This window comes from Janibacter sp. DB-40 (assembly GCF_029510815.1).
Classification (GTDB): domain Bacteria; phylum Actinomycetota; class Actinomycetes; order Actinomycetales; family Dermatophilaceae; genus Janibacter.
This window is the reverse complement of the sequence record NZ_CP120360.1, coordinates 1,044,610-1,063,603: the sequence shown is the minus strand read 5'-3', so window position 1 is coordinate 1,063,603 and position 18,994 is coordinate 1,044,610. Positions and strand designations below refer to the sequence as shown.

General features: G+C 72.4%; 20 protein-coding genes and 2 pseudogenes. 4 read left to right on the top strand and 18 right to left on the bottom strand.

Annotated elements, in window-relative coordinates; translation table 11 throughout:
• Positions 1-26: 26 nt before the first annotated feature.
• From PVE36_RS05095 to PVE36_RS05080, 4 genes are read right to left on the bottom strand one after another with little or no spacing between them, the layout of a single operon-like run.
• The gene (locus tag PVE36_RS05095; protein ID WP_277454989.1) at positions 27-1,058 is read right to left on the bottom strand and encodes a branched-chain amino acid ABC transporter permease; all 1,032 of its coding nucleotides are present in this window, start codon (positions 1,056-1,058) and stop codon (positions 27-29) included.
• A complete protein-coding gene (locus tag PVE36_RS05090) occupies positions 1,058-1,933 on the bottom strand; it encodes a branched-chain amino acid ABC transporter permease (RefSeq protein ID WP_277240029.1) in 876 nt (291 codons plus the stop codon). Before PVE36_RS05090 ends, PVE36_RS05095 begins: the two co-directional genes overlap by 1 nt.
• Before the next feature lie 12 nt (positions 1,934-1,945).
• Entirely contained in the window at positions 1,946-2,650 is a 705-nt protein-coding gene (locus tag PVE36_RS05085) for an ABC transporter ATP-binding protein (RefSeq protein WP_277454987.1), read from the bottom strand.
• Positions 2,643-3,497, bottom strand: a complete 855-nt coding sequence (locus tag PVE36_RS05080; RefSeq protein ID WP_277454985.1) for an ABC transporter ATP-binding protein — start codon at positions 3,495-3,497, stop codon at positions 2,643-2,645. Before PVE36_RS05080 ends, PVE36_RS05085 begins: the two co-directional genes overlap by 8 nt.
• 155 nt (positions 3,498-3,652) lie before the next feature.
• Between PVE36_RS05080 and PVE36_RS05075 the strand changes: the two genes are divergently transcribed.
• The 3 genes from PVE36_RS05075 (at position 3,653) to PVE36_RS05065 (ending at position 6,701) form a co-directional block, all read left to right on the top strand.
• A complete protein-coding gene (locus PVE36_RS05075) occupies positions 3,653-4,909 on the top strand; it encodes a helix-turn-helix domain-containing protein (RefSeq protein WP_277454984.1) in 1,257 nt (418 codons plus the stop codon).
• Positions 4,910-4,930: 21 nt separating this feature from the next.
• Positions 4,931-6,091, top strand: coding sequence for a pyridoxal phosphate-dependent aminotransferase (locus PVE36_RS05070; RefSeq protein ID WP_277454983.1), 1,161 nt, complete (start codon positions 4,931-4,933; stop codon positions 6,089-6,091).
• Between the two features lie 235 nt (positions 6,092-6,326).
• Positions 6,327-6,701: a M23 family metallopeptidase gene (locus PVE36_RS05065; protein ID WP_277454982.1), complete on the top strand. Its 375-nt coding sequence runs from the start codon at positions 6,327-6,329 to the stop codon at positions 6,699-6,701.
• Between the two features lie 10 nt (positions 6,702-6,711).
• Here PVE36_RS05065 and PVE36_RS05060 read toward each other — a convergent pair whose 3' ends face one another.
• The 13 genes and pseudogenes from PVE36_RS05060 to rpsP form a co-directional block, all read right to left on the bottom strand.
• The gene (locus PVE36_RS05060) at positions 6,712-7,656 is read right to left on the bottom strand and encodes a tyrosine recombinase XerC (protein ID WP_277454981.1); all 945 of its coding nucleotides are present in this window, start codon (positions 7,654-7,656) and stop codon (positions 6,712-6,714) included.
• 41 nt (positions 7,657-7,697) lie between these two features.
• Positions 7,698-8,888: a DNA-processing protein DprA gene (dprA, locus tag PVE36_RS05055; protein ID WP_277454980.1), complete on the bottom strand. Its 1,191-nt coding sequence runs from the start codon at positions 8,886-8,888 to the stop codon at positions 7,698-7,700.
• Positions 8,885-10,423: a YifB family Mg chelatase-like AAA ATPase gene (locus tag PVE36_RS05050; protein WP_277454979.1), complete on the bottom strand. Its 1,539-nt coding sequence runs from the start codon at positions 10,421-10,423 to the stop codon at positions 8,885-8,887. The genes dprA and PVE36_RS05050 overlap by 4 nt, the downstream gene beginning before the upstream one ends.
• Positions 10,420-10,791, bottom strand: coding sequence for a YraN family protein (locus tag PVE36_RS05045; RefSeq protein WP_277454978.1), 372 nt, complete (start codon positions 10,789-10,791; stop codon positions 10,420-10,422). The genes PVE36_RS05050 and PVE36_RS05045 overlap by 4 nt, the downstream gene beginning before the upstream one ends.
• Positions 10,792-10,894: 103 nt before the next feature.
• The gene (locus PVE36_RS05040) at positions 10,895-11,224 is read right to left on the bottom strand and encodes a DUF2469 domain-containing protein (RefSeq protein WP_277454977.1); all 330 of its coding nucleotides are present in this window, start codon (positions 11,222-11,224) and stop codon (positions 10,895-10,897) included.
• Entirely contained in the window at positions 11,221-11,988 is a 768-nt protein-coding gene (locus PVE36_RS05035) for a ribonuclease HII (RefSeq protein WP_277454976.1), read from the bottom strand. The genes PVE36_RS05040 and PVE36_RS05035 overlap by 4 nt, the downstream gene beginning before the upstream one ends.
• A complete protein-coding gene (gene lepB / locus PVE36_RS05030; protein ID WP_277454975.1) occupies positions 11,985-12,806 on the bottom strand; it encodes a signal peptidase I in 822 nt (273 codons plus the stop codon). The genes PVE36_RS05035 and lepB (PVE36_RS05030) overlap by 4 nt, the downstream gene beginning before the upstream one ends.
• Positions 12,790-13,509 carry a signal peptidase I gene (gene lepB, locus PVE36_RS05025; protein WP_346780636.1) on the bottom strand — a complete coding sequence of 240 codons (720 nt, stop codon included), beginning with the start codon at positions 13,507-13,509 and terminating at the stop codon, positions 12,790-12,792. The genes lepB (PVE36_RS05030) and lepB (PVE36_RS05025) overlap by 17 nt, the downstream gene beginning before the upstream one ends.
• A gap of 117 nt (positions 13,510-13,626) precedes the next feature.
• The gene (gene rplS / locus PVE36_RS05020; protein WP_277454973.1) at positions 13,627-13,983 is read right to left on the bottom strand and encodes a 50S ribosomal protein L19; all 357 of its coding nucleotides are present in this window, start codon (positions 13,981-13,983) and stop codon (positions 13,627-13,629) included.
• 229 nt (positions 13,984-14,212) lie between these two features.
• Complete coding sequence (gene trmD, locus PVE36_RS05015) at positions 14,213-15,412, bottom strand: tRNA (guanosine(37)-N1)-methyltransferase TrmD (RefSeq protein ID WP_277454969.1); 1,200 nt, start codon at positions 15,410-15,412, stop codon at positions 14,213-14,215.
• A gap of 38 nt (positions 15,413-15,450) precedes the next feature.
• Positions 15,451-15,963: pseudogene (gene rimM, locus PVE36_RS05010) on the bottom strand (ribosome maturation factor RimM); the annotation flags it as partial.
• A gap of 94 nt (positions 15,964-16,057) precedes the next feature.
• The gene (locus PVE36_RS05005; protein WP_277240012.1) at positions 16,058-16,300 is read right to left on the bottom strand and encodes an RNA-binding protein; all 243 of its coding nucleotides are present in this window, start codon (positions 16,298-16,300) and stop codon (positions 16,058-16,060) included.
• A 29-nt stretch (positions 16,301-16,329) separates the two neighbouring features.
• Positions 16,330-16,791 (bottom strand): annotated as a pseudogene (rpsP, locus tag PVE36_RS05000) (30S ribosomal protein S16); the annotation flags it as partial.
• A gap of 290 nt (positions 16,792-17,081) precedes the next feature.
• On the opposite strand from rpsP, the gene PVE36_RS04995 reads away from it, so the two are divergent.
• Positions 17,082-18,443, top strand: a complete 1,362-nt coding sequence (locus tag PVE36_RS04995) for an alkaline phosphatase PhoX (protein WP_277454968.1) — start codon at positions 17,082-17,084, stop codon at positions 18,441-18,443.
• 55 nt (positions 18,444-18,498) lie between these two features.
• Here the strand turns inward: PVE36_RS04995 and PVE36_RS04990 are convergent, their stop codons facing one another.
• Positions 18,499-18,957: an Rrf2 family transcriptional regulator gene (locus PVE36_RS04990; protein ID WP_277454967.1), complete on the bottom strand. Its 459-nt coding sequence runs from the start codon at positions 18,955-18,957 to the stop codon at positions 18,499-18,501.
• Between the last annotated feature and the right edge of the window lie 37 nt (positions 18,958-18,994).

Genomic DNA, 18,994 nt, shown 5'->3' with positions numbered 1-18,994 from the left:
TGAATCCTCCTGGTGTTGGGGCGTGGTCAGGAACGCGAGGTTCGCGCTCGACGGATGAGTGGTGCCAACGAACCGACGAGACCTCCCGGTGCCAGGAGGATGACGAGCATCGTCGTCAGGCCCAGCACCAAGGGGGCGAGCTCGGCGGACTGCAGGTCGGACAGCCCGACGCTCGAGCCGACATTCGTCACGTAGGTGGGCAGCAGCGTCAGCAGCGCGGCCCCGACCAGAGCACCGCTGAGGGCTCCCATCCCGCCCAGGACGACAGCCATGAGCAGGGTCAGGGACAGGACCAGGTGGAAGCCACTCGGCGCGGCCACCCGGGTGGCCAGAGCCATGAGCGCACCCGCCAGACCCGCGCAGGCGGTGCTCACCACGAAGCAGACGACGCGGTTGCGTCCCAGGTTGATGCCCGCGAGCTGGGCCGCCACCGGGTCATCGCGCACTGCACGCCACTGCCGACCCACGCGAGAGGTGGAGAGGTTGCGCAGCAGGAAGTAGGTCAGGACGAGGCACGCCACGGATACGGTGGCGAGCCACTGCGTCGTCCCGACCTCCGTGCCCGTGAGGAAGAAGAGCGCATCATCGGCGATGGGCGGCAGGTCAGGCGTGGACACGCGCAGCCCCGGCTCCCCGCCGAACGTGTCACGGAAGTGGACCGCCAGTGAGGGCACCGCGACGGCCAGCGCCAGGGTGGCACCGGCGACGTAGGGCCCCTGGAGCCGGGCTGCGGCGACACCCACGACGGCTCCGACCGCGAGGGTCACCAGCAGGGCGGCGACGAGGAGTACCAGCAGCGGGACCTCACGTCCGTCCTGGAGCAGCTTGGCGGTCGTGTAGGCACCGATGGCCATGAACGCGCCGTGTCCGAGCGAGAGCTGGCCGTTGAGTCCCGTCAGCACCGTCAGTCCCCCGGCGGCGATCGCCAGGGACGCGACCGAGGCGGCCTGACTCTGTCGGAAGTCGGACAGCAGATCGATGACGAAGATCGCGGCGATGAACACTGCGATGGCGATGAGCGCCCTGCGCAGCGCGGTCGAGCCGGTGAGTCGCGCCATCAGACCGTCCTTTCATTCGTGGTGGAGAACAGCCCGCCGGGCCGGACGAGCAGGACGACGACGAGCACGACCAGGGCGGCGAGCGGGACGAGGCCGGAGCCGATGTACCCGCTGACGAGCGAGAGGACGATCCCCATCGTCAGCCCGCCGACGACGGCCCCGGCGGGGCTGTCGAGCCCGCCGAGAACCGCTGCGACGAAGCCGTACACGACGACCCCGTCCATGTAGCCGGGGTGGACGAGACCACCACCGGCGATGAGCAGGCCGGAGAGGGAGCCGACGACCGCCGCCAGTGCCCAGCCGAGGGTGAGTGCCCGGTTCACCCGCACCCCGAGGATGCGGGCGACCTCCTGGTTGAAGGCCGCGGCGCGCATGGTCAGGCCGAGGTCGGTCTTGATGAAGAGCAGGCGGAGCAGCGCCATCACCAGGACGACGACGAGGATCGTGAACATGCTGAAGGGCGTCAGGGCCAGCGTCCTGCCTCCCAGCTCGACACCCCGGAGGCTGAATGCCGCAGGGAAGGACTGGAAGTTGCTCCCGAAGACGATCGCAGCGAGCGCGTGCAGGACGATGAAGAGTCCCAGGGTGAGGATCACCGGATTGATGTGGTTGTCGTGGTCGACGTAGCGGATGACCACTCGCTCGACCACCGCGCCGAGCACGAGGCCGCACAGCAGTGCCACCGCGAAACCGACCCAGTAGCCGTACCCGGCGTCGATGATCTCCAGGGCGATGAAGGTCGTGACCATGGCCATCGGCGCCTGCGCGAAGTTGACGACCCGGGTGGACTGCCAGATGAGCACGAGCGCCAGCGCGAAGGCGGCGTAGATCATGCCCAGCGACAGCCCACCGAGGAGGGTGTTGATCAGTTGCACGGGGACTCCTTGTCAGTAACCCAGGTAGGCATGACGCAGGTTCTCGTCAGCGCTCAGGACCTCGGCGCTGTCGCAGGCGACCACCCTGCCGAGTCCGAGGACGACACCGGTGTCGGCGATGGACAGCGCACTTCGGGCGTTCTGCTCCACGAGCAGGACCGTCAGTCCGTGCTCGTCGACCAGCGTTCGGATCACGGCGAAGATCTGTGCGCTGATCCGGGGTGCGAGACCCAGGCTGGGTTCGTCGAGCAGGAGCATCTTCGGCGTCGCGAGCAGGGCGCGGGCGATGACGAGCATCTGGCGCTCACCACCGGAGAGGGTGTGCGCCACCGCGTGGGATCGGTCCGCAAGGATGGGGAAGAGGTCGAAGACCTCGTCGATGGCGACGGCCTCACGGTGCGTCGATCGGCCCAGCGCCCCGAGCCGCAGGTTCTCCCGCACGGTCAGCTCGGTGATCACCCCGCGCCCCTCCGGCACGTGGGCCAGTCCGGCCCGGGCCATCTTGTCCGCCGACAACCCGGTGATGTCCTGCCCGTCGAAGTGCACGGTCCCGGACTGTGCGGGGTGCAGCCCCGAGATGGTGCGCAGCAGGGTCGTCTTGCCGGCGCCGTTCGAGCCCAGGACCGAGGTGACCCGACCCTCCTCGGCCACGAGGTCGACGTCGTGCAGGGCAGTGATCGGCCCGTACCTGCTCGTCACCCCGCGCAGCTCAAGCACTGGTCGCTCCCTTCGTCGTCGCGGCATCTCCGGAGACCGAGGTCGCCGCGTCCTCCCCGGAGGGGTCCTCGACCGAGGCCCCCAGGTAGGCATCGAGGACGACGGGGTCGTTGCGGACCTCGTCCGGGGTCCCGGCGGCGATGACCCGCCCGAAGTCGAGGACCGTGAGCCGGTCGCAGACCCGCATCACGAGGTCCATGTGGTGCTCGACGAGCATCACCGAGACCTCCTGGGCGAGGTCGAGGATGATGTCCCCGAGCTCGCTCATCTCCGTCTCGGAGAGACCGGCGGCGGGCTCGTCGAGCAGGAGCAGCCGGGGCTGCGCCACGAGGGCCCGGGCCAGCGCCACCCGCTTGCGAAGGGGGTACGGCAGGCTGCCCACCGTCTCCCCCGCTCTCCCCTTGATGTCCAGGCGATCGAGGACCGCCATCGCCCGGTCCCGCAGGGCTGCCTCGTCCTTGACCGCCCCGGGCATCGCCAGGAGTGAGGAGAAGAAGCCCGCACGTGCGTGGCGCTCCGCCCCGATGAGCACGTTGTCGAGGACGCTGAGCCGGTTGAAGAGACCGAGCCCCTGCAAGGAACGCGCGACGCCGTGATGCACCAGGTCGTGAGGTCGCCACCCGGTCACGTCCTTGCCCTCGAAGTGGATCCGGCCCTTCGTCGGGGCGACGAACCCGCAGGAGACGTTGAAGAGGGTGGTCTTGCCCGCCCCGTTGGGGCCGATCACCCCGAGGACCTCACCGGGAGCGACGTCCAGGTCGACTCCGTCGAGGGCCACGACGCCACCGAAGCGGACGACGATGCCGTCCATCGTGAGCACGGGCTGGGACGTGGGTCGGGACGCCACACGGTCTCCTTCCTCGAAAGGGTCGCCGCACGTCCTCGTGCGGCTCTGGCTCGAGACTGGCCGATAGGGTCCGTGTCACACCATGGACGCAGTGCACAAGATCTCCTGTGCACGACGACACTTGTCACCCACTTCCGTCCGCAGAGCGAGGTCCCATGCCACACCCGCCCACCGGACAGCGCCCGGGCGATCACGGCCCCGATCTCGACGAGTCCCCGGCCGCGACCCCCTCGATCAAGGCGGCCTTCGCCGCCCTGCTGCCCCGGTCGGCCGAGATCGCCGACAGCATCAGCGTGCAGGTGCTGGATGCCGAGCACGCCTGGTACGGCGAGGCCTCACCCCAGACCCGCGCGGAGCTGCGGGCGAGCACGCGACGACACATCCGCACCGCCATCGAGCGCCTGGCCGGCCATCCCGATGCGGGCCCCCGAGCCGTTGACGTGTGGCGCGACACCGGACGGCGGCGGGCCCAGCAGGGCATCCCCGTCGCCGCCGTCATCTCCGCCTACACCCTGGGCTCACGACGACTGTGGGAGGAGCTCCTCGAGGCGGGACAGGGCATGGGCGTACCGGCCGAGGTCCTGCTGGAGGCCGGCCAGACCCTCTGGGGCCAGCTGGACGTGCAGTGCCAGATCCTGCGTGAGAGCTACCGCCGGGAGGAGCTGGCGCTCCAGAGCAGGAACCCTGCGCAGGCGGCTGCGATCCTCGACGGGCTGCTCCGGGGCCGCGGCTCGGACCCGCGGTTCGCCAGCGAGGCACGAGGCGTCCTGGACCTGACCGTCAACACGGAGCTGGTGTGTCTCGTGTGGCTGACCGAGCAGTCGGTGCCCTCGGTCGCCGTCGCGCACGAGGGTCTGCAGGACGCGGGCTTCCGGGGCCCGTGGCGGCTGCACGGCGATTACGGGGTCGGGCTCGTCGCCGCGAGGCCCGACCAGAGACCAGCGCTGCAGCGGGCACTGTCCCGCTCGCTCAAGGGTCGGGTCGGCACCGCGACGTGTCGCGACGGGCTGGCGGGGGTCGTCGCCGCCCACCACCACGCGCTCGCAGCCGCAACCTCCCTGCCCGAGGGCACCGACGCGGTCGCCGACATCAGCGAGCGCCTGCCGGAGGCGCTCCTCGCCGGCAGCCCCGAGCTGACCGCGCTGCTCGTCGACGAGACGATCCGGCCGCTGCTGCACCTCGAGGGGGTGACGCGAGAGGCCCTGCTCGAGACCCTCGTCGCGGCCGTACGGCGCGGGGGGTCGCCCACCGCTGCCGCCGAGGACCTCGTGTGCCACCGAAACACCGTCGTCTACCGGATCAAGCGCATCGAGAAGCTCACCGGCCGGTCCCTCGAGGACCCCCGCGACCGCTTGCTCCTGTCGCTGGCGACCATCGTGATCCGTCAGGACGTGGGGTCGAGAGACGGCTGATGTCTCCGTAGGGTCGTGCCCATGAGCGACCCTCTCGTGACCCGCATGCGCCCCTACGGCCAGACCGTCTTCTCGAAGATGTCGGCGCTGGCCCGCCAGCACGACGCGGTGAACCTCGGTCAGGGGTTCCCGGACACCGACGGGCCCGACGAGGTGCTCGAGGCGGCCCGGCGCGCCATCACCGCCGGGCACAACCAGTACCCGCCCGCCCAGGGCGTCCCCACCCTTCGCTCCGCCATCGCCGACCACCAGCGCGAGCGGTACGGCATCGACCTCGACCCGGGGTCGCAGGTGCTCGTGACCTCGGGGGCCACCGAGGCGATCGCGAGCGCACTGCTGGCCCTCGTGGAGGCGGGCGATGAGGTCGTGACCTTCGAGCCGTACTACGACAGCTATGCCGCCGGGATCTCGCTCGCCGGTGGCGTGCAGCGCTCCGTGCCGCTGACCTTCCCGGACCTCGGCTTCGACCGCGAGCGCCTGGCCGCGGCGTTCTCCGAGCGCACGAGGGTCGTCCTGATCAACACCCCGCACAACCCGCTCGGCAAGGTCTTCACCCGGGAGGAGCTCACCGTCATCGCCGACCTCGCCCGTGAGCACGACGCGTGGGTGGTCAGCGACGAGGTCTACGAGCACATGACCTACGCCGGTGCCGTGCACGTGCCGATCGCGAGCCTCCCGGGCATGGCCGAGCGGACGCTGACGATCGGGTCGGCGGGCAAGGCCTTCTCGGTCACCGGGTGGAAGGTCGGCTGGATCAGCGGCCCGGAGCCCCTCGTCACGGCGGTGACGACCGTCAAGCAGTACCTGACCTTCACCACGGCCTCCCCGCTGCAGCACGCCGTCGCCGAGGCGCTGCGGCTGGGGCCGGGGGTCCTCGAGGAGATGGCCTCGTCGCTGGCCGCGCGTCGGGACCTGCTCGTCGAGGGCCTCACCGCGGCCGGCTTCGAGGTCGCCGTGCCGCAGGGCACGTACTTCGTCGTCGCGGACGCCGCGCCGCTCGGGGTCACCGACGCGGTGGAGTGGTGCCTGCAGCTGCCCGAGAAGGTGGGTGTCGTCGGGGTGCCGGTGTCGGTCTTCTGCTCCTCCCCCGACGAGACGACGGCGAGCCTCGTGCGCTTCGCGTTCTGCAAGCAGGAGGACAAGCTGCGCGAGGCCTGCCGGCGTCTTGCCGCCATGGACTGAGCGACGACGCACCGCGGTGGTGGCCCCCGTCGTCCACAACCCCTCCCGCCTCCCGCCCCTCGTCCACGTCGGCACCCGCTCGCACCCGACGAGCAGACATCCCGGCGAGGCTGGTCGGCATGGCCGCCACCGCACCCGTCGCCCTCGCCCTCGCCGGCGCGCTCGTCGGGCTCCCTCCCCCTCCCCCACGGACCCGACATGGCTGTGGCCCGTCGGCGACGGTGCGCGGCCTGCGGTGGCGGCCTCCTTCGACGCGCCGGACGGGCGGTGGGGCCCCGGTCACCGCGGGATCGACCTGCGCACGGCGAAGGGGGCGGACGTCACCGCGGTCGCGGACGGCGTCGTCACCCACCGCGCCGTGATCGCGGGGCGCGCGACGATGAGCATCACGCACGACTCCGGGGTCCGCAGCACCTACGAGCCGGTGGCCAGCGACCTCGCCGTCGGCGACCGGGTCCGGCGTGGCCAGCCCGTCGGGCGGATCGGGGCCGGGGCGAACCACTGCGCACCACGCACCTGCCTGCACCTGGGGGCGAAGCGCGCCGAGGACTACTTGGACCCGCTGCCCTTTTTCGGCGCGCGACGGGTGATCCTGCTGCCCGTGCCGTGATCCGCCCGGGTCAGGCGCGCGGGTGGGCCTGACGGTAGCTGTCGCGGAGCCGGTCGAGCGAGACGTGCGTGTAGATCTGGGTGGTGGCCAGCGACGAGTGGCCGAGCAGCTCCTGGACCATCCGTAGGTCCGCACCTCCCTCGAGCAGGTGCGTCGCGGCGGAGTGCCTCAGCCCGTGCGGACCGAGGTCCGGAGCGTCCGGGACGTGCGCCAGCAGGCTGTGCACCACCTCGCGCACCTGGCGCGGGTCGACCCGTCGCCCCCTCCGCCCGAGGAAGAGCGCGGGACCCGAGTCGGCCTTCACCACGAGCGGGCGACCGCGCTCGAGCCACTGCTCGAGCGCGACCTCGGCCGGCTGCCCGAAGGGGACCATCCGCTCTTTGCGGCCCTTGCCGAGCACGCGCACGACCCTGCGGTGGCGGTCGACGTCGTCGACGTCCAGGCCGGTGAGCTCCCCGACCCGGATGCCCGTGGCGTAGAGCAGCTCGAGGACGGCCCGGTTGCGCAGGTGGATGGGGTCCTCGTCGTCGGCGGCCACCGCCGCGACGTCGAGGACGGCGGTGGCGCCGTCCGTGGTGAGGACGTCGGGCAGGGTGCGCTGACGCCGGGGCGAGGCCAGGCGCAGCGCCGGGTCCGTCCCGACCCGTCCGGTGCGTCGCGCCCAGGCGAAGAAGGTGCGTACCGCCGCGGACCGTCGGGACAACGTCGACCGGGCCGCTCCCCCGCTCGCGAGGGTGCCCAGCCAGGCACGCAGTGCCGGCAGGTCGATGTCAGCGAGCGAGGTGCTGCCCTCGCCCGCGCACCACGTCAGGCACGCCCGCACGTCGCCGGCGTAGGCCCGGACGGTGTGCTCGGAGCGGTCGCGCTCGCGGACCAGGTGGTCGGCGAACGCGTCGACGGACTGCACCACCCACTCCGGTACGGGTGGCGGCTCCTGCGTGGATGCGGCGCTCACCCGCCCACCGTGCCACGCGCGGCGCCGGAGACGGTGCACGCTCACCGTGTCGGGCCGCCACCGCGGTGCCAGCGACCGTCGTCGGCCTGCTGCGCCCACCCCTCGAGCTGCATGATGGCCAGCTGGCCGATCACCTCCTCGACCGGCACCACCAGCTCGGTCGCCAGGGCGCCGACGTCCCTGCCCCGCCGGACGTCCAGCAGGTCGTGGACTCGGCGCTGGTCGCTGGGCAGCACGTCGGGGGTGCGACGCGGGCCCAGGAGCTCGACCACCTCCGCCGGGGCCTCCCCGACGGGGGCCGCCAGCCCCAGGACCTCGTCGGCATCGGTGACGAGGGTCGCCTGGCCCCGACGGATCCACTCGTGACAGCCCGCCGAGGACATCTGCGTGACGGGACCGGGCACGGCCCCGACGGGTCGGTGCAGCGCGTCGGCCCAGCCCGCGGTGTTCAGCGATCCCGAGCGCAGGCCGGCCTCGACGACGACGCAGGCGCCGCCCAGGGCAGCGATGAGTCGGTTGCGAGCGAGGAAGCGGTGTCGTCGCGCCGTCGTGCCGGTGGCCAGCTCGGTGATGACCACGCCGGCCTCGGCGACCGCGTGGATGAGTCGTTCGTGCCCCCGCGGGTACACGCGGTCCGGCCCGCAGGGCAGCACCGCGATAGCCGCACCGTCGACCGCGAGCGTCCCCTGGTGGGCCGCCGCATCGATGCCGTAGGCGGCCCCCGAGACGACGCTCCACCCGTGCCGCGCGACGCCGGCGCCCATCTCGCGGGCGATGGCCTCGCCGTAGCCGGTGCTCGCCCGGGAGCCGACGATGGCCACCGCCCTCGCGGCGAGGTCACCCAGACACCCCTGCCCACGCACGTGCACCAGGTGCGGCGCGATGATCGGGTGGTCGAAGCCCACGGGCCAGTCGGCGTCCCCGGGGATGACCACCCGTGCGCCCGATCGCGCGGCCCGGCCCAGCTCCCCGTCGACGTCGACGTCAGGGACCCGGGCACGGGCGCTCTCGCACCGCGGGAGGTCGTCGTCGACCAACCGGTGCCAGGCATCGACGTGCCCGAGAGTCGCGATGTGCTCGTGGAGCGCCGAAGGGGTGTCGCTGACGCGTTCACGCTGGGGTTCCAGCAGGCGGGACCACGCGATCCGGGCGCGCCGCTCGTCGGAACCGACCTCCGCGTGGGCGCGGGCCACCTCGGCCCGGGTGGGGACCCGCGGACCACCGGCGCTCACGCGGCCACCGCGCCCTGGGTGCGGTACATCAGCGCCAGGCCGACGTCGTCGACGCTCGGGGTCGTGCGGCCGTGCAGGTCGGCGCTCGACCAGGCCAGCCGGAGGACCCGGTCGTAGCCGCGCAGGGTCACCTGCCCGAGCTCGAGGGCGCGGTCGAGCACCCGGGTCGTCGCCGACGGCAGACGCCACGGGGCCCGTCGCAGCACGGGGCCGGGCACCTGGCTGTTGAGCTGCCAGCTGTCGGCGGGCCATCGCCGCGCCTGCGCTCGGCGGGCCTCCACCACCCGCGCCCCGACCGCGGCGCTGGAGTCCGGGGGGTCCTCGCTGAGGTCGGCGAGGCTGACCTTGGGCACCTGCACCTGGATGTCCATGCGGTCCATCAGCGGCCCGCTCAGGCGTGCGGCGTAGGCCCGCCGCTCCGTCGGTCGGCACCGGCAGCTCAGCCCCTTGCCGTGGCCCTCGCCGCAGGGACAGGGGTTCGCGGCGAGGACGAGCTGCACGCGTGCCGGGTAGGACACCCGCTCGCGAGCCCGGGCGATGACGACCTCCCCCGACTCCAGCGGCTGGCGCAGGGCCTGCAGGGAGGACCCCGCGAACTCCGCCGCCTCGTCCAGGAAGAGGACGCCGTGGTGGGCCTGCGAGATCGCGCCGGGCAGCACCGCAGCGGTCCCGCCGCCGACGAGCGAGGGCACGCTGGCCGAGTGGTGCGGTGCGACGAAGGGCGGCACGAGGTCGATTCCCGTGGTGGGGACCGCGCCGAGCACGGAGCGCACCGCAAGGCTCTCCAGGGCCTGCTCACGGGTCAGGGGCGGCAGGATCGTCACCAACCGCTCGGCCAGCATGGTCTTGCCCGACCCGGGCGGCCCGTTGAGCAGCAGGTGGTGCCCACCGGCGGCGGCGAGGGTCAGCGCGGACCTGGCCTCGTGCTGTCCCGAGACGTCGGCGAGGTCGAGGCTGCGACCGTGCGGCTCCGTCACCTGCGCCGGTGGGGCGGGAGCCGGGGGCGGCGACTCCCCCGCCGCCAGTGACCGGTAGCCGTCGACGAGGTCCCTGAGCGTGGTCGCGGTCGAGACGGTGACTCCCTCGACGAGCCCCGCCTCCGCGACGTCGCTCGGGGCGACGACGACGTGCGTGCAGCCGGCTGCCTGGGCGGCGAGCACGGCCGGGAGGATCCCGGTGACGTGGCGGAGGCGACCGTCGAGCCCGAGCTCGGCCAGGTGGACGATGGGTCGCACCGTCTCCGCCGGGAGGACCTCGCAGGCGGTCAGGGCGGCCACGGCGATCCCCAGGTCGAAGGACGTCCCGTGCTTGGGGATCGCCGCCGGGGAGAGGTTGATCGTCAGCTGCCGCTGGTTCAGGGAGTACCCGGCGGCGATGGCCGCCGCACGGACCCGTTGGGGTGCCTGGCGCAGCGCGGTGTCCGGCAACCCACCGATCTCGAAGGAGGGCAGCCCCTGCCCACTGTGGCACTCGACGTCCACGACCCGGCCGGTGATCCCGCGCAGGGCCACGCCGCGGGTGACCCCGATGCTCACTGCCCCACCCCGGGGCGGTGGTCGACCGAGAAGCTGCCGTCGGGGTGCTGCAGCAGGGCGACGACGTCCAGGCGCAGGCCGTGAGCGGGCACCGGGTGGTCGGCGAGCCAGCAGCCGGCGAGTCGACGCAGCCGGGCCAGCTTCGCCCGGGTGATCGCCTGGATCGGCTCGCCGAAGGTCGTCGTGCGGCGGGTCTTCACCTCGCACACGACCACCGTGCCGCCGTCGCGCAGGACGAGGTCGATCTCGCCCTCACGGCAGCGCCAGTTGCGGTCCAGCAGGACCATCCCCCGGTCGGTCAGGTACTGCTGCGCCATGTCCTCGCCGGCCACCCCGAGAGCGGCTCGTGCGGATGCTTGCTCGGTCATCTCGACCACCTCCGCCGCCAGTCAACGGCGGCCCGGGGGTGATCGGGAGGTCACCGGAGGGCGCTGTGGATCCGGTCGCTGCCCCTCGTGGGCTTGTGGACGACTAGCGGCCGCCGGGACGGAAGCCGCTGTCGGGGACCTCGAGCTCGTTCTTGGCCAGCTCCTCGACGTTGACGTCCTTGAAGGTGACCACCCGCACCTGGCGGGCGAAGCGCGCGGGACGGTAGATGTCCCATACCCACGCGTCCTCCATCGTCACCTCGAAGTAGACCTCGGCCCCCTCGCCACGGACCTTCACGTCGACGCTGTTGGCGAGGTAGAAGCGCCGCTCGGTCTCGACGACGTGGCTGAAGAGGTGGACGACGTCCCGGTACTCCCGGTAGAGCGCCAGCTCCATCTCCGTCTCGTACCTCTCCAGATCCTCCGAGCTCACTGCGGCCTCCCTTCGCTGACCATGTCCTCCAGGGGTCGGGCGACGACCTCTCCCTCATCATCCATGACGACCACCGGCCCACCGGAGGTCACCCCGGGCAGGGACCAGGAGCGACGATGGTGGTCGCAGGGACCGTGGGCGGCGAGGGCATCCATGTGCGCGCTCGCCGAGTAGCCCTTGTTGTCGGCCCAGCCGTAGTGCGGGTACTCGTGGTCGAGCTCGGCCATCATGCCGTCGCGCTCCACCTTGGCCAGCACGCTCGCGGCAGCCACCGAGCTGCACCGCATGTCGCCCTTGACCAGGGTGCGCACCGGTGGGGTGGTGCTCCCCGCCAGCTCGGCGAGGAGACCGACCTGCTCGGGGTCGGTGAGCCAGTCGTGGTTGCCGTCGAGGAGCACGAGGTCCGGCACGACGTCGAGGGCGGCCAGCGCTCGCGTCCCCGCCAGGCGCAGGGCCCCGATGATCCCGACCTCGTCGATCTCGGCGGGCATCGCGTGACCGACGGCGTGGCCGCGGGCCCAGCGGGTCAGCCGCGGGACCATCGCCTCGCGGGCGGCGGGCGTCAACAGCTTGGAGTCCTTCACGCCGGTGGGTGCGCTCGGGCAGGCCTCGTCGATGACGACGACCCCGACGCTCACCGGGCCGGCGAGGGCCCCACGGCCGACCTCGTCCATCCCGGCGAGCACCCGGTGCCCGGCCCGCTGCAGCTCGCGCTCGACGCGCAGGCTGGGGCGGGAGGACCGAGGGGTGCCGGGGCGGGTCATCGTGTCGCGGGAGTCTCGCGGGCGGCCAGGCCGAACGCCCGGTTGCCCGGGTCCGGCACGTCGGCGAAGACGTCGTCGTGGTCGGAGAGCGGGCCCATGCGGTTCAGGGGCCACACCTTCAGGACGGCCTTGCCGACGACGAGGTCGATGGGCACGGACCCCTCCGCACCGGTCCCGCCCGGGTCGTGGAAGCGGGAGTCGGACGAGTCGCCGCGGTTGTCCCCCAGGACCCACAGCCGCCCCTCGGGGACGGTGATGTTGAACTCCTGGGTGTCCTCGCCCTGACCGGGCTTGAGGTAGGCCCGCTCGTCGATCGCCGTGCCGTTGACGAGCAGCCGGCCCTCGGCGTCGCAGCACTGCACCGTGTCGCCCGGCAGGCCGATGACGCGCTTGATCAGGTGTCCCTCGGAGGTGTCGGGCAGCAGACCGACGAACATCAGGCCGTCACGCAGGGCGTTCAGCGCCGCCCCGCGATCGGCCTCGGGCGCCGGGTCGAGCCAGTCACCGGGGTCGTCGAAGACGATGACGTCGCCGCGGTCGATGTCCACGAGCGTCGGGGACAGCTTCGAGACGACGACGCGGTCGCCGACGAGCAGGGTGTCCTCCATCGACTCGCTCGGGATGAAGAAGGCCTGGATGAGGAAGGTCTTGACGATGAAGGAGAGCACCAGCGCCATCGCGAGGACGATGAAGACCTCCTTGACCGCGGAGCCGAGTCTGGCGCCGAAGCCGCGCTCGCGGTGCGTGCGGTCGGCACGGGCCCGCTCCCGTCGTGCGTCTTCGGCCTCCGCGCGTGCGGAGTCAGGGTCGTGTGCCACTGGTCTCTTCCTCTAGTGCGCCCGGGTCCCGGGTACGGTCCCGTCCAGTATCGCTGCTCGTGCGGTGCACGTGTGCACCGGAGCCCGTGTCGACGTGTCGGTCGGCCCGCTCCCCGAGCCCACCGAGGCGGTCGAGGGGCCAGTAGCGCCACGCGACGTGCCCGATGACGTCGTCGAGCGGGACCATCCCGCCCCCCGGGTCACCCAGGTGACTGCGGGAGTCCGCCGACTCCGACCGGTTGTCGCCGAGGACGAAGAGCCGCTCGGGCGGCACGACCACGGAGAAGGGGTGCTCGCACGGCACCTCCTCGGGCGAGAGCCACGGCTCGGCGACGGGCTCGCCGTCCACGACCAGCCCCTCCTCGGGCGTGCACGAGACGGTGTCGCCGCCGACACCCGCCACCCGCTTGAGGTGGGCCCGCTCCCCCAGGTCGATCGAGAAGGTCGATGCGGTGGCCGAGAGGGCCCGGCCGACGCGACCGCCGAGCGGTGACCCGGTGTCGTCCCCGGACGCGAACGTCGGCGTGCCGTCGAAGACGATCACGTCGCCGCGCTCGACGGCACCCGCACCGATCTTCGTCACGACGACGCGGTCCCCCGGCCGGATCGTCGGTTCCATCGAGCCGCTCGGGACGTGGAAGGACTGGATGACGAGGACCCGCAGCAGGACGAGGAGCAGGATGCCCACACCGATCTCGAGCAGCAGACGTCGGGCCGGATGCGCCTCGACCCCGCCGGCTCACCGGCGGGGGTCGAGGCGTTCGCGGCGGGGTCGGTCGACATCGGGCGTCAGCCTACGACCGCCGCGAGGGCGGATGCGTCAGTTCGCGGGGGTCTCGCGCTTCTCGCGGATGCGAGCGGCCTTGCCTTTGCGGTCACGCAGGTAGTACAGCTTCGCGCGGCGGACGTCCCCACGGGTGGCGACCTCGATCTTGTCGATGACCGGCGCGTGCACCGGGAAGGTGCGCTCCACGCCGACACCGAAGGAGGTCTTGCGGACGGTGAAGGTCTCGCCGACGCCGCCGCCGTGGCGACGGATGACGACACCCTGGAAGACCTGGATACGGGAGCGGCTGCCCTCGATGACCTTCACGTGCACCTTGACGGTGTCACCGGCGCGGAACTCGGGGACGTCGTCCCGCATGGAGGCCTTGTCGATCTCGTCGAAACGCTGCATGGCGTTGTCGCTTCCTGCGGACGCCACAGGTCGTCCGCCCTCGTCAATGGTGTGGAGGTCGCGCTCACCGCCGCGTGCAGGTCGTGGCCACCCGAGGGTGGCTGCGGGCCCGTCACTCCCCCTGTGGCAGGGGCGGTGTCATGAGCGCGATGACCAAGTCTGCCAGAGGACGTGCGTGACCAGAAATCGAGCACGCGTCGAGAGGGCCCGGGCCCGCGGCCGACCGGCGTCAGTGGTCGGCGCGACGGACGAGGTCGACAGTGCCCGGCCCGACCCCGGGGCCGACGACGCGGTACCCGGCCTTCTTGTAGATCTTGAGCAGGCGCGGCTGGTCGGCGCCGGTGTTGAGCCAGAAGGTCGTGATGTCCGCGGGAGCGAGCGCCTCGGCGTGCGCGAGCAGGGCCCGTCCGAGGCCCTGCCGCTGCAGGTCGGGCGCGACCATGATCCGACTGATCTGCCAGGTCGTCGGCTCGTGCGGGTCGCGCCGCACGCGCACGGACATGACCAGGCGACCCTCGGAGCGGAAGAGATGCGTCGTCCACTGCCCGAGGTTCTCGGCGACCGTGCCCGCGTCCTCGGCCGGCGCGCCCCACCAGTGCTGCGGCTGGGCGACCATCTCGATCCAGCAGGCCTTCTGCAGCACGGCCAGCTCGGGCGCGTCCGCGGGTGAGGCGACGGCGTGCTCCAGGTCGGCGAGGTCCGCCGTCGTCGCCGCCGTGTGCAGCAGGTCGGGGCGCCGGGCGGCCGTGCGCGCGAGGCGCTGCTCGTGCCGCCACCGGGCGATGGCGGCGTGGTTGCCGCCGAGCAGCACGTCCGGCACCGCGCGCTCCACGCCGTCGCCGCCGTCCCACACCGCCGGCTTGGTGTAGATCGGGTACTCGAGCAGCCCCCCTTCGTGCGACTCCTCGACGAGCGACTCCGCGTTGCCGACGACCCCCGGCAGGAGGCGCCCGATCGCCTCGACCATCGCGAGCACCGCGACCTCGCCGCCGTTGAGCACGTAGTCACCCAGGGAGACGACTCGGACCTCCATGCGTTCGGCGGCCCACTCGTAGGTGCGCTCGTCGATCCCCTCGTACCGGCCGCACGCGAAGGTCAGCCAGGGGGCCGCGGCGAGCTGGTGGGCCATCGCCTGGGTGAAGCGCTCTCCACCGGGCCCGGGGACGATGAGCACCGGGGCCGGGCCCGTCGCCTCGTCGGCGGAGTCGAGGACGTGGGTGAGGGCCTCGCTCCACGGCTGGGGCTTCATGACCATCCCGGCCCCGCCCCCGTACGGCGTGTCGTCCACCGTCCGGTGGCGGTCGTGGGTGAAGTCGCGCAGGTCGTGCACCCGCACGTCGAGGATCTGCTCGCGACGCGCCTTCCCGATGAGCGAGAGGTCCAGGGGCGCCAGGTAGTCCGGGAAGATCGAGATGGCGTCGATGCGCACGGCTCACTCCCCTTCGCGTCGAGGTCGAGCAGGCCGGGCGGGGGGTCGACGACGAGCCGTCCGGCCGACGGGTCCACCTCGGTGACGATCGCCTCGACGAAGGGGACGAGCGCCTCCTCGCCGTCGGGTCGGCGCAGCACGAGGCGGTCCTGCGCGGCACCGATCTCGAGCGCGGTGACCTCGCCGACGACCGCCCCGTCGGGCGTGCGTGCCGTCAGACCGACGAGATCCTCCTCGTACCAGCCGTCGTCGTCCGCCTCGTCCATCGCGTCCGGCTCGGCCAGGAGCAGGCGGGTGCCGCGCAGTGACTCCGCACCGGTGCGGTCGGGGATCCCCTCGAAGCCCAGCAGCCAGATGCCGCGGTGGACCCGGCTCGTCGCCAGGGTCAGCTGCCGCGGGACGCCCGAGCCGGCCTCCGCCCGGGTGTCGAAGACGACCCCGGGCACGAATCGGGACTCGGGGTCGTCCGTGTGCAGCTGGACCGTCACCTCACCGCGCAGGGCGTGGGGTTTGCCGATGCGGGCGACGACGTGGCCCTCGGGAGCATCCATGCGGGCCAAGATACGTGCCCGGGACGACCCCGTGTGACACGACGGGGGGCCGCCATCCGTGCTGGATGGCGGCCCCTCGTCTCCCGCGGGCGACTCAGCGCTCGCGGTCGGTGTCGACGATGTCGATCCGGACGTTCTCACCACCGGAGAGCGCACCGAGGACGGTGCGCAGCGCCGAGGCGGTGCGGCCGGAGCGACCGATGACGCGGCCGAGATCGTCGGGGTGCACGCGCACCTCGAGGATCTGCCCGCGACGCAGGTTCTTGCTCCGCACGACGACGTCGTCCTTGTGGTCGACGATGCCGATGACCAGGTGCTCGAGCGCCTCGTCGAGCATCTCAGGCCTCGGGGGGTCTCGGCGGGGGACTCGGCGGGGGCGCTCGGGGCGTCGTCCTTGGCAGCCGGCTCGGAGGCGGCCTGCGCCTTGGCGGCCTCCCTGTCGGCCTTCTTCTTGGACGTGATCGCCTCGTGCTCGCTGGCCTCCTTGTCGGAGGAGGCGAGGGCGGCCTCGTAGAGCTCCTTCTTCGAGGTCCGCGGCTCCCTGGACTTCAGGGTGCCCTCGGCGCCGGGCTCGCCCTTGAACTTCTGCCAGTCACCGGTGACCTTGAGCAGGGCGGCGACGGCCTCGGTGGGCTGGGCGCCCTCGGAGAGCCAGTACTGCGCACGCTCGCTGTTGATGTCGATGACCGAGGGCTCCTCGGTGGGGTGGTACAGGCCGATCTCCTCGATCGCCCGGCCGTCCCGCTTGGCACGGGCGTCCATGACGACGACGCGGTAGAACGGGGCGCGGATCTTGCCCATGCGCTTGAGACGAATCTTGACGGCCACTGGCGTGGTCTCCTTCACGATCATGAGCACGGCCAGACCGTGCGCCTGTCGCACGGGGTACCGCTGCTCGGGGTGTAGGCATCCGGCGCGCGGACAGCGCGGACGGGTACACCCGGGATTCTTCCACGACCGGCGGTACCCGACCAAAAGCAGCTGGTGAACGGTCACCCGTTCCATACCCGGCGTTGACCCGGGCGTCACGCGAGGTTCTCACGTGCCGCCTTGGATTGCGGTGTCCCACGGGCACGCCGACCGGCGCGGCCGTCACCGACATCGCAGGAGAGAGCCGCATGACCACCGAGCAGTCCCCCTTCGTCCAGCGCCGTACCCTCATCCAGGGAGCCGCCTCCCTCGCCGCACTCGGCCCGCTGGGAGCCCTCGGCGCCCGCACCGCCGGGGCCGCCCCGATGAGCCGCCGCCCCTTCGGCCCCGACTACGGCCCGCTCCACCCGGTGAAGGACCAGACCACCGGGCTCGAGCTCATCTCGCTCCCGAAGGGCTTCGAGTACCTCACCTACGGCTGGACCGGCTCGATGATGTCCGACGGCCTGCGCACCCCCGCCATGCACGATGGCATGGCCGCCTTCCGCGACGGTGACCTCGTCCGCCTGGTGCGCAACCACGAGAACGGCACGGGCCCCGCCTACGACAGCACGGCCTACGACGCCCGCGAGGGCGCCGGCGGCACGACGACGGTCGTCTTCGACCCGGACGCGGGACAGTTCCTCGAGTCCTACGCCTCCCTCTCGGGCACCGTGCGCAACTGCGCCGGCGGGCCGACCCCGTGGGGCACCTGGCTCTCCTGCGAGGAGACGACGCACATCTCCGCCGACGGCACCCGCCACGGCTACGTCTTCGAGGTCCCGACCACGGGCAAGAGCAACGCCGAGCCGATCCGGCAGATGGGCCGCTTCTCGCACGAGGCCACGTGCACCGACCCCTCGACCGGGATCACCTACCTCACCGAGGACGCGACCCCGTCCGGCCTCTACCGCTACGTCCCCAGGACGCCGGGGCGCCTCGCCGACGGTGGCGAGCTGCAGATGCTGGCCATCGGCAGCACGTCCCACCAGACCTACCGTGCCGGTACCGGCACGACCTACCGCAACCTGACGTGGGTGACGATCGACCAGCCCGACCCCGGAGCGGGCGAGACGAGCGTCGTGCAGCAGGGCATCGCGAAGGGGGGCGCCCAGTTCGCCCGCCTCGAGGGCGCGTGGTGGGGCAACGACCGCGCGTACATCGTGTCCACGAGCGGCGGCCCGGCCGGCCAGGGCCAGGTCTTCGAGTACGACCCGCGGACCGAGACGATGACCGTCCTCATCGCCTCGCCCGACGCCGCGACGCTGAACAACCCCGACAACATCTGCGTCTCCCCGCGCGGCGGCATCGTGCTGTGCGAGGACGGCAGCGGCAGCGAGTTCCTCCACGGCCTGACCGCCACCGGCGAGATCTTCCCCTTCGCCCAGAACACCGTCGTGCTGCCCGAGAGCGGCATCGCCGGCAGCACCGTCGCCGCCGGCACCTACACCGGGTCGGAGTGGTGCGGGTCGACCTTCGAGCCGAAGAACGGCAACTGGCTCTTCGCCAACGCGCAGAGCCCGGGCATCACGTTCGCGATCACGGGCCCGTGGCGCAAGGGCGCCCTCTGAGCCACGACAGGACGAAGGGGGTGGGAGCGACGGCTCCCACCCCCTTCGCCGTCGGTCAGCGGTTCTCCCACGCCCCCGGCAGCTCGAGCGCCTGACGGACGCTCTGCGGCAGGTCCCCGGAGACCACGTCGGCCAGGGTCGTCTCGTCGAGGACCGAGCGCACGCTCGCGCGCACGGCGACCCACAGGGTGCGCAGGTTCGCCGCGGCCCCGTCGTAGCTGGTGGCCTGCGGCCGCTCGCCGCGCACCTCCGCCAGGGGGCCGTCGACCGCGCGGATGACCTCGCCGACGCAGATGTCCCCGGCGGGGCGGGCGAGCACGTAACCGCCCATCGCCCCCATGCGACTGGTCACCAGCGAGGCCCGGCGCAGGTCCCCGAGGATGGCCTCGAGGAACTTGCGGGGCAGGTCCTGCTCCTCGGCCAGCCGCTGGACGGAGACCGGCGCCCCATCGGCTGCATCGGCGAGCGTGAGCATCGCACGCACTGCGTAGTCGGCCCGGGCAGTGATGTGCATGCCCCCAGTATCCCCGCACGCGCGGCGGCGTCGACGA

Excerpts from the sequence above, each read along its gene's own strand:
- PVE36_RS05095 (WP_277454989.1), bottom strand. The coding sequence starts at position 1,058 with ATGGCGCGACTCACCGGCTCGACCGCGCTGCGCAGGGCGCTCATCGCC.
- PVE36_RS05075 (WP_277454984.1), top strand. The coding sequence starts at position 3,653 with ATGCCACACCCGCCCACCGGACAGCGCCCGGGCGATCACGGCCCCGAT.
- PVE36_RS05070 (WP_277454983.1), top strand. The coding sequence starts at position 4,931 with ATGAGCGACCCTCTCGTGACCCGCATGCGCCCCTACGGCCAGACCGTC.
- PVE36_RS05045 (WP_277454978.1), bottom strand. The coding sequence starts at position 10,791 with ATGACCGAGCAAGCATCCGCACGAGCCGCTCTCGGGGTGGCCGGCGAG.
- PVE36_RS05035 (WP_277454976.1), bottom strand. The coding sequence starts at position 11,988 with ATGACCCGCCCCGGCACCCCTCGGTCCTCCCGCCCCAGCCTGCGCGTC.
- rplS (WP_277454973.1), bottom strand. The coding sequence starts at position 13,983 with ATGCAGCGTTTCGACGAGATCGACAAGGCCTCCATGCGGGACGACGTC.
- PVE36_RS05005 (WP_277240012.1), bottom strand. The coding sequence starts at position 16,300 with ATGCTCGACGAGGCGCTCGAGCACCTGGTCATCGGCATCGTCGACCAC.
- PVE36_RS04995 (WP_277454968.1), top strand. The coding sequence starts at position 17,082 with ATGACCACCGAGCAGTCCCCCTTCGTCCAGCGCCGTACCCTCATCCAG.
- PVE36_RS04990 (WP_277454967.1), bottom strand. The coding sequence starts at position 18,957 with ATGCACATCACTGCCCGGGCCGACTACGCAGTGCGTGCGATGCTCACG.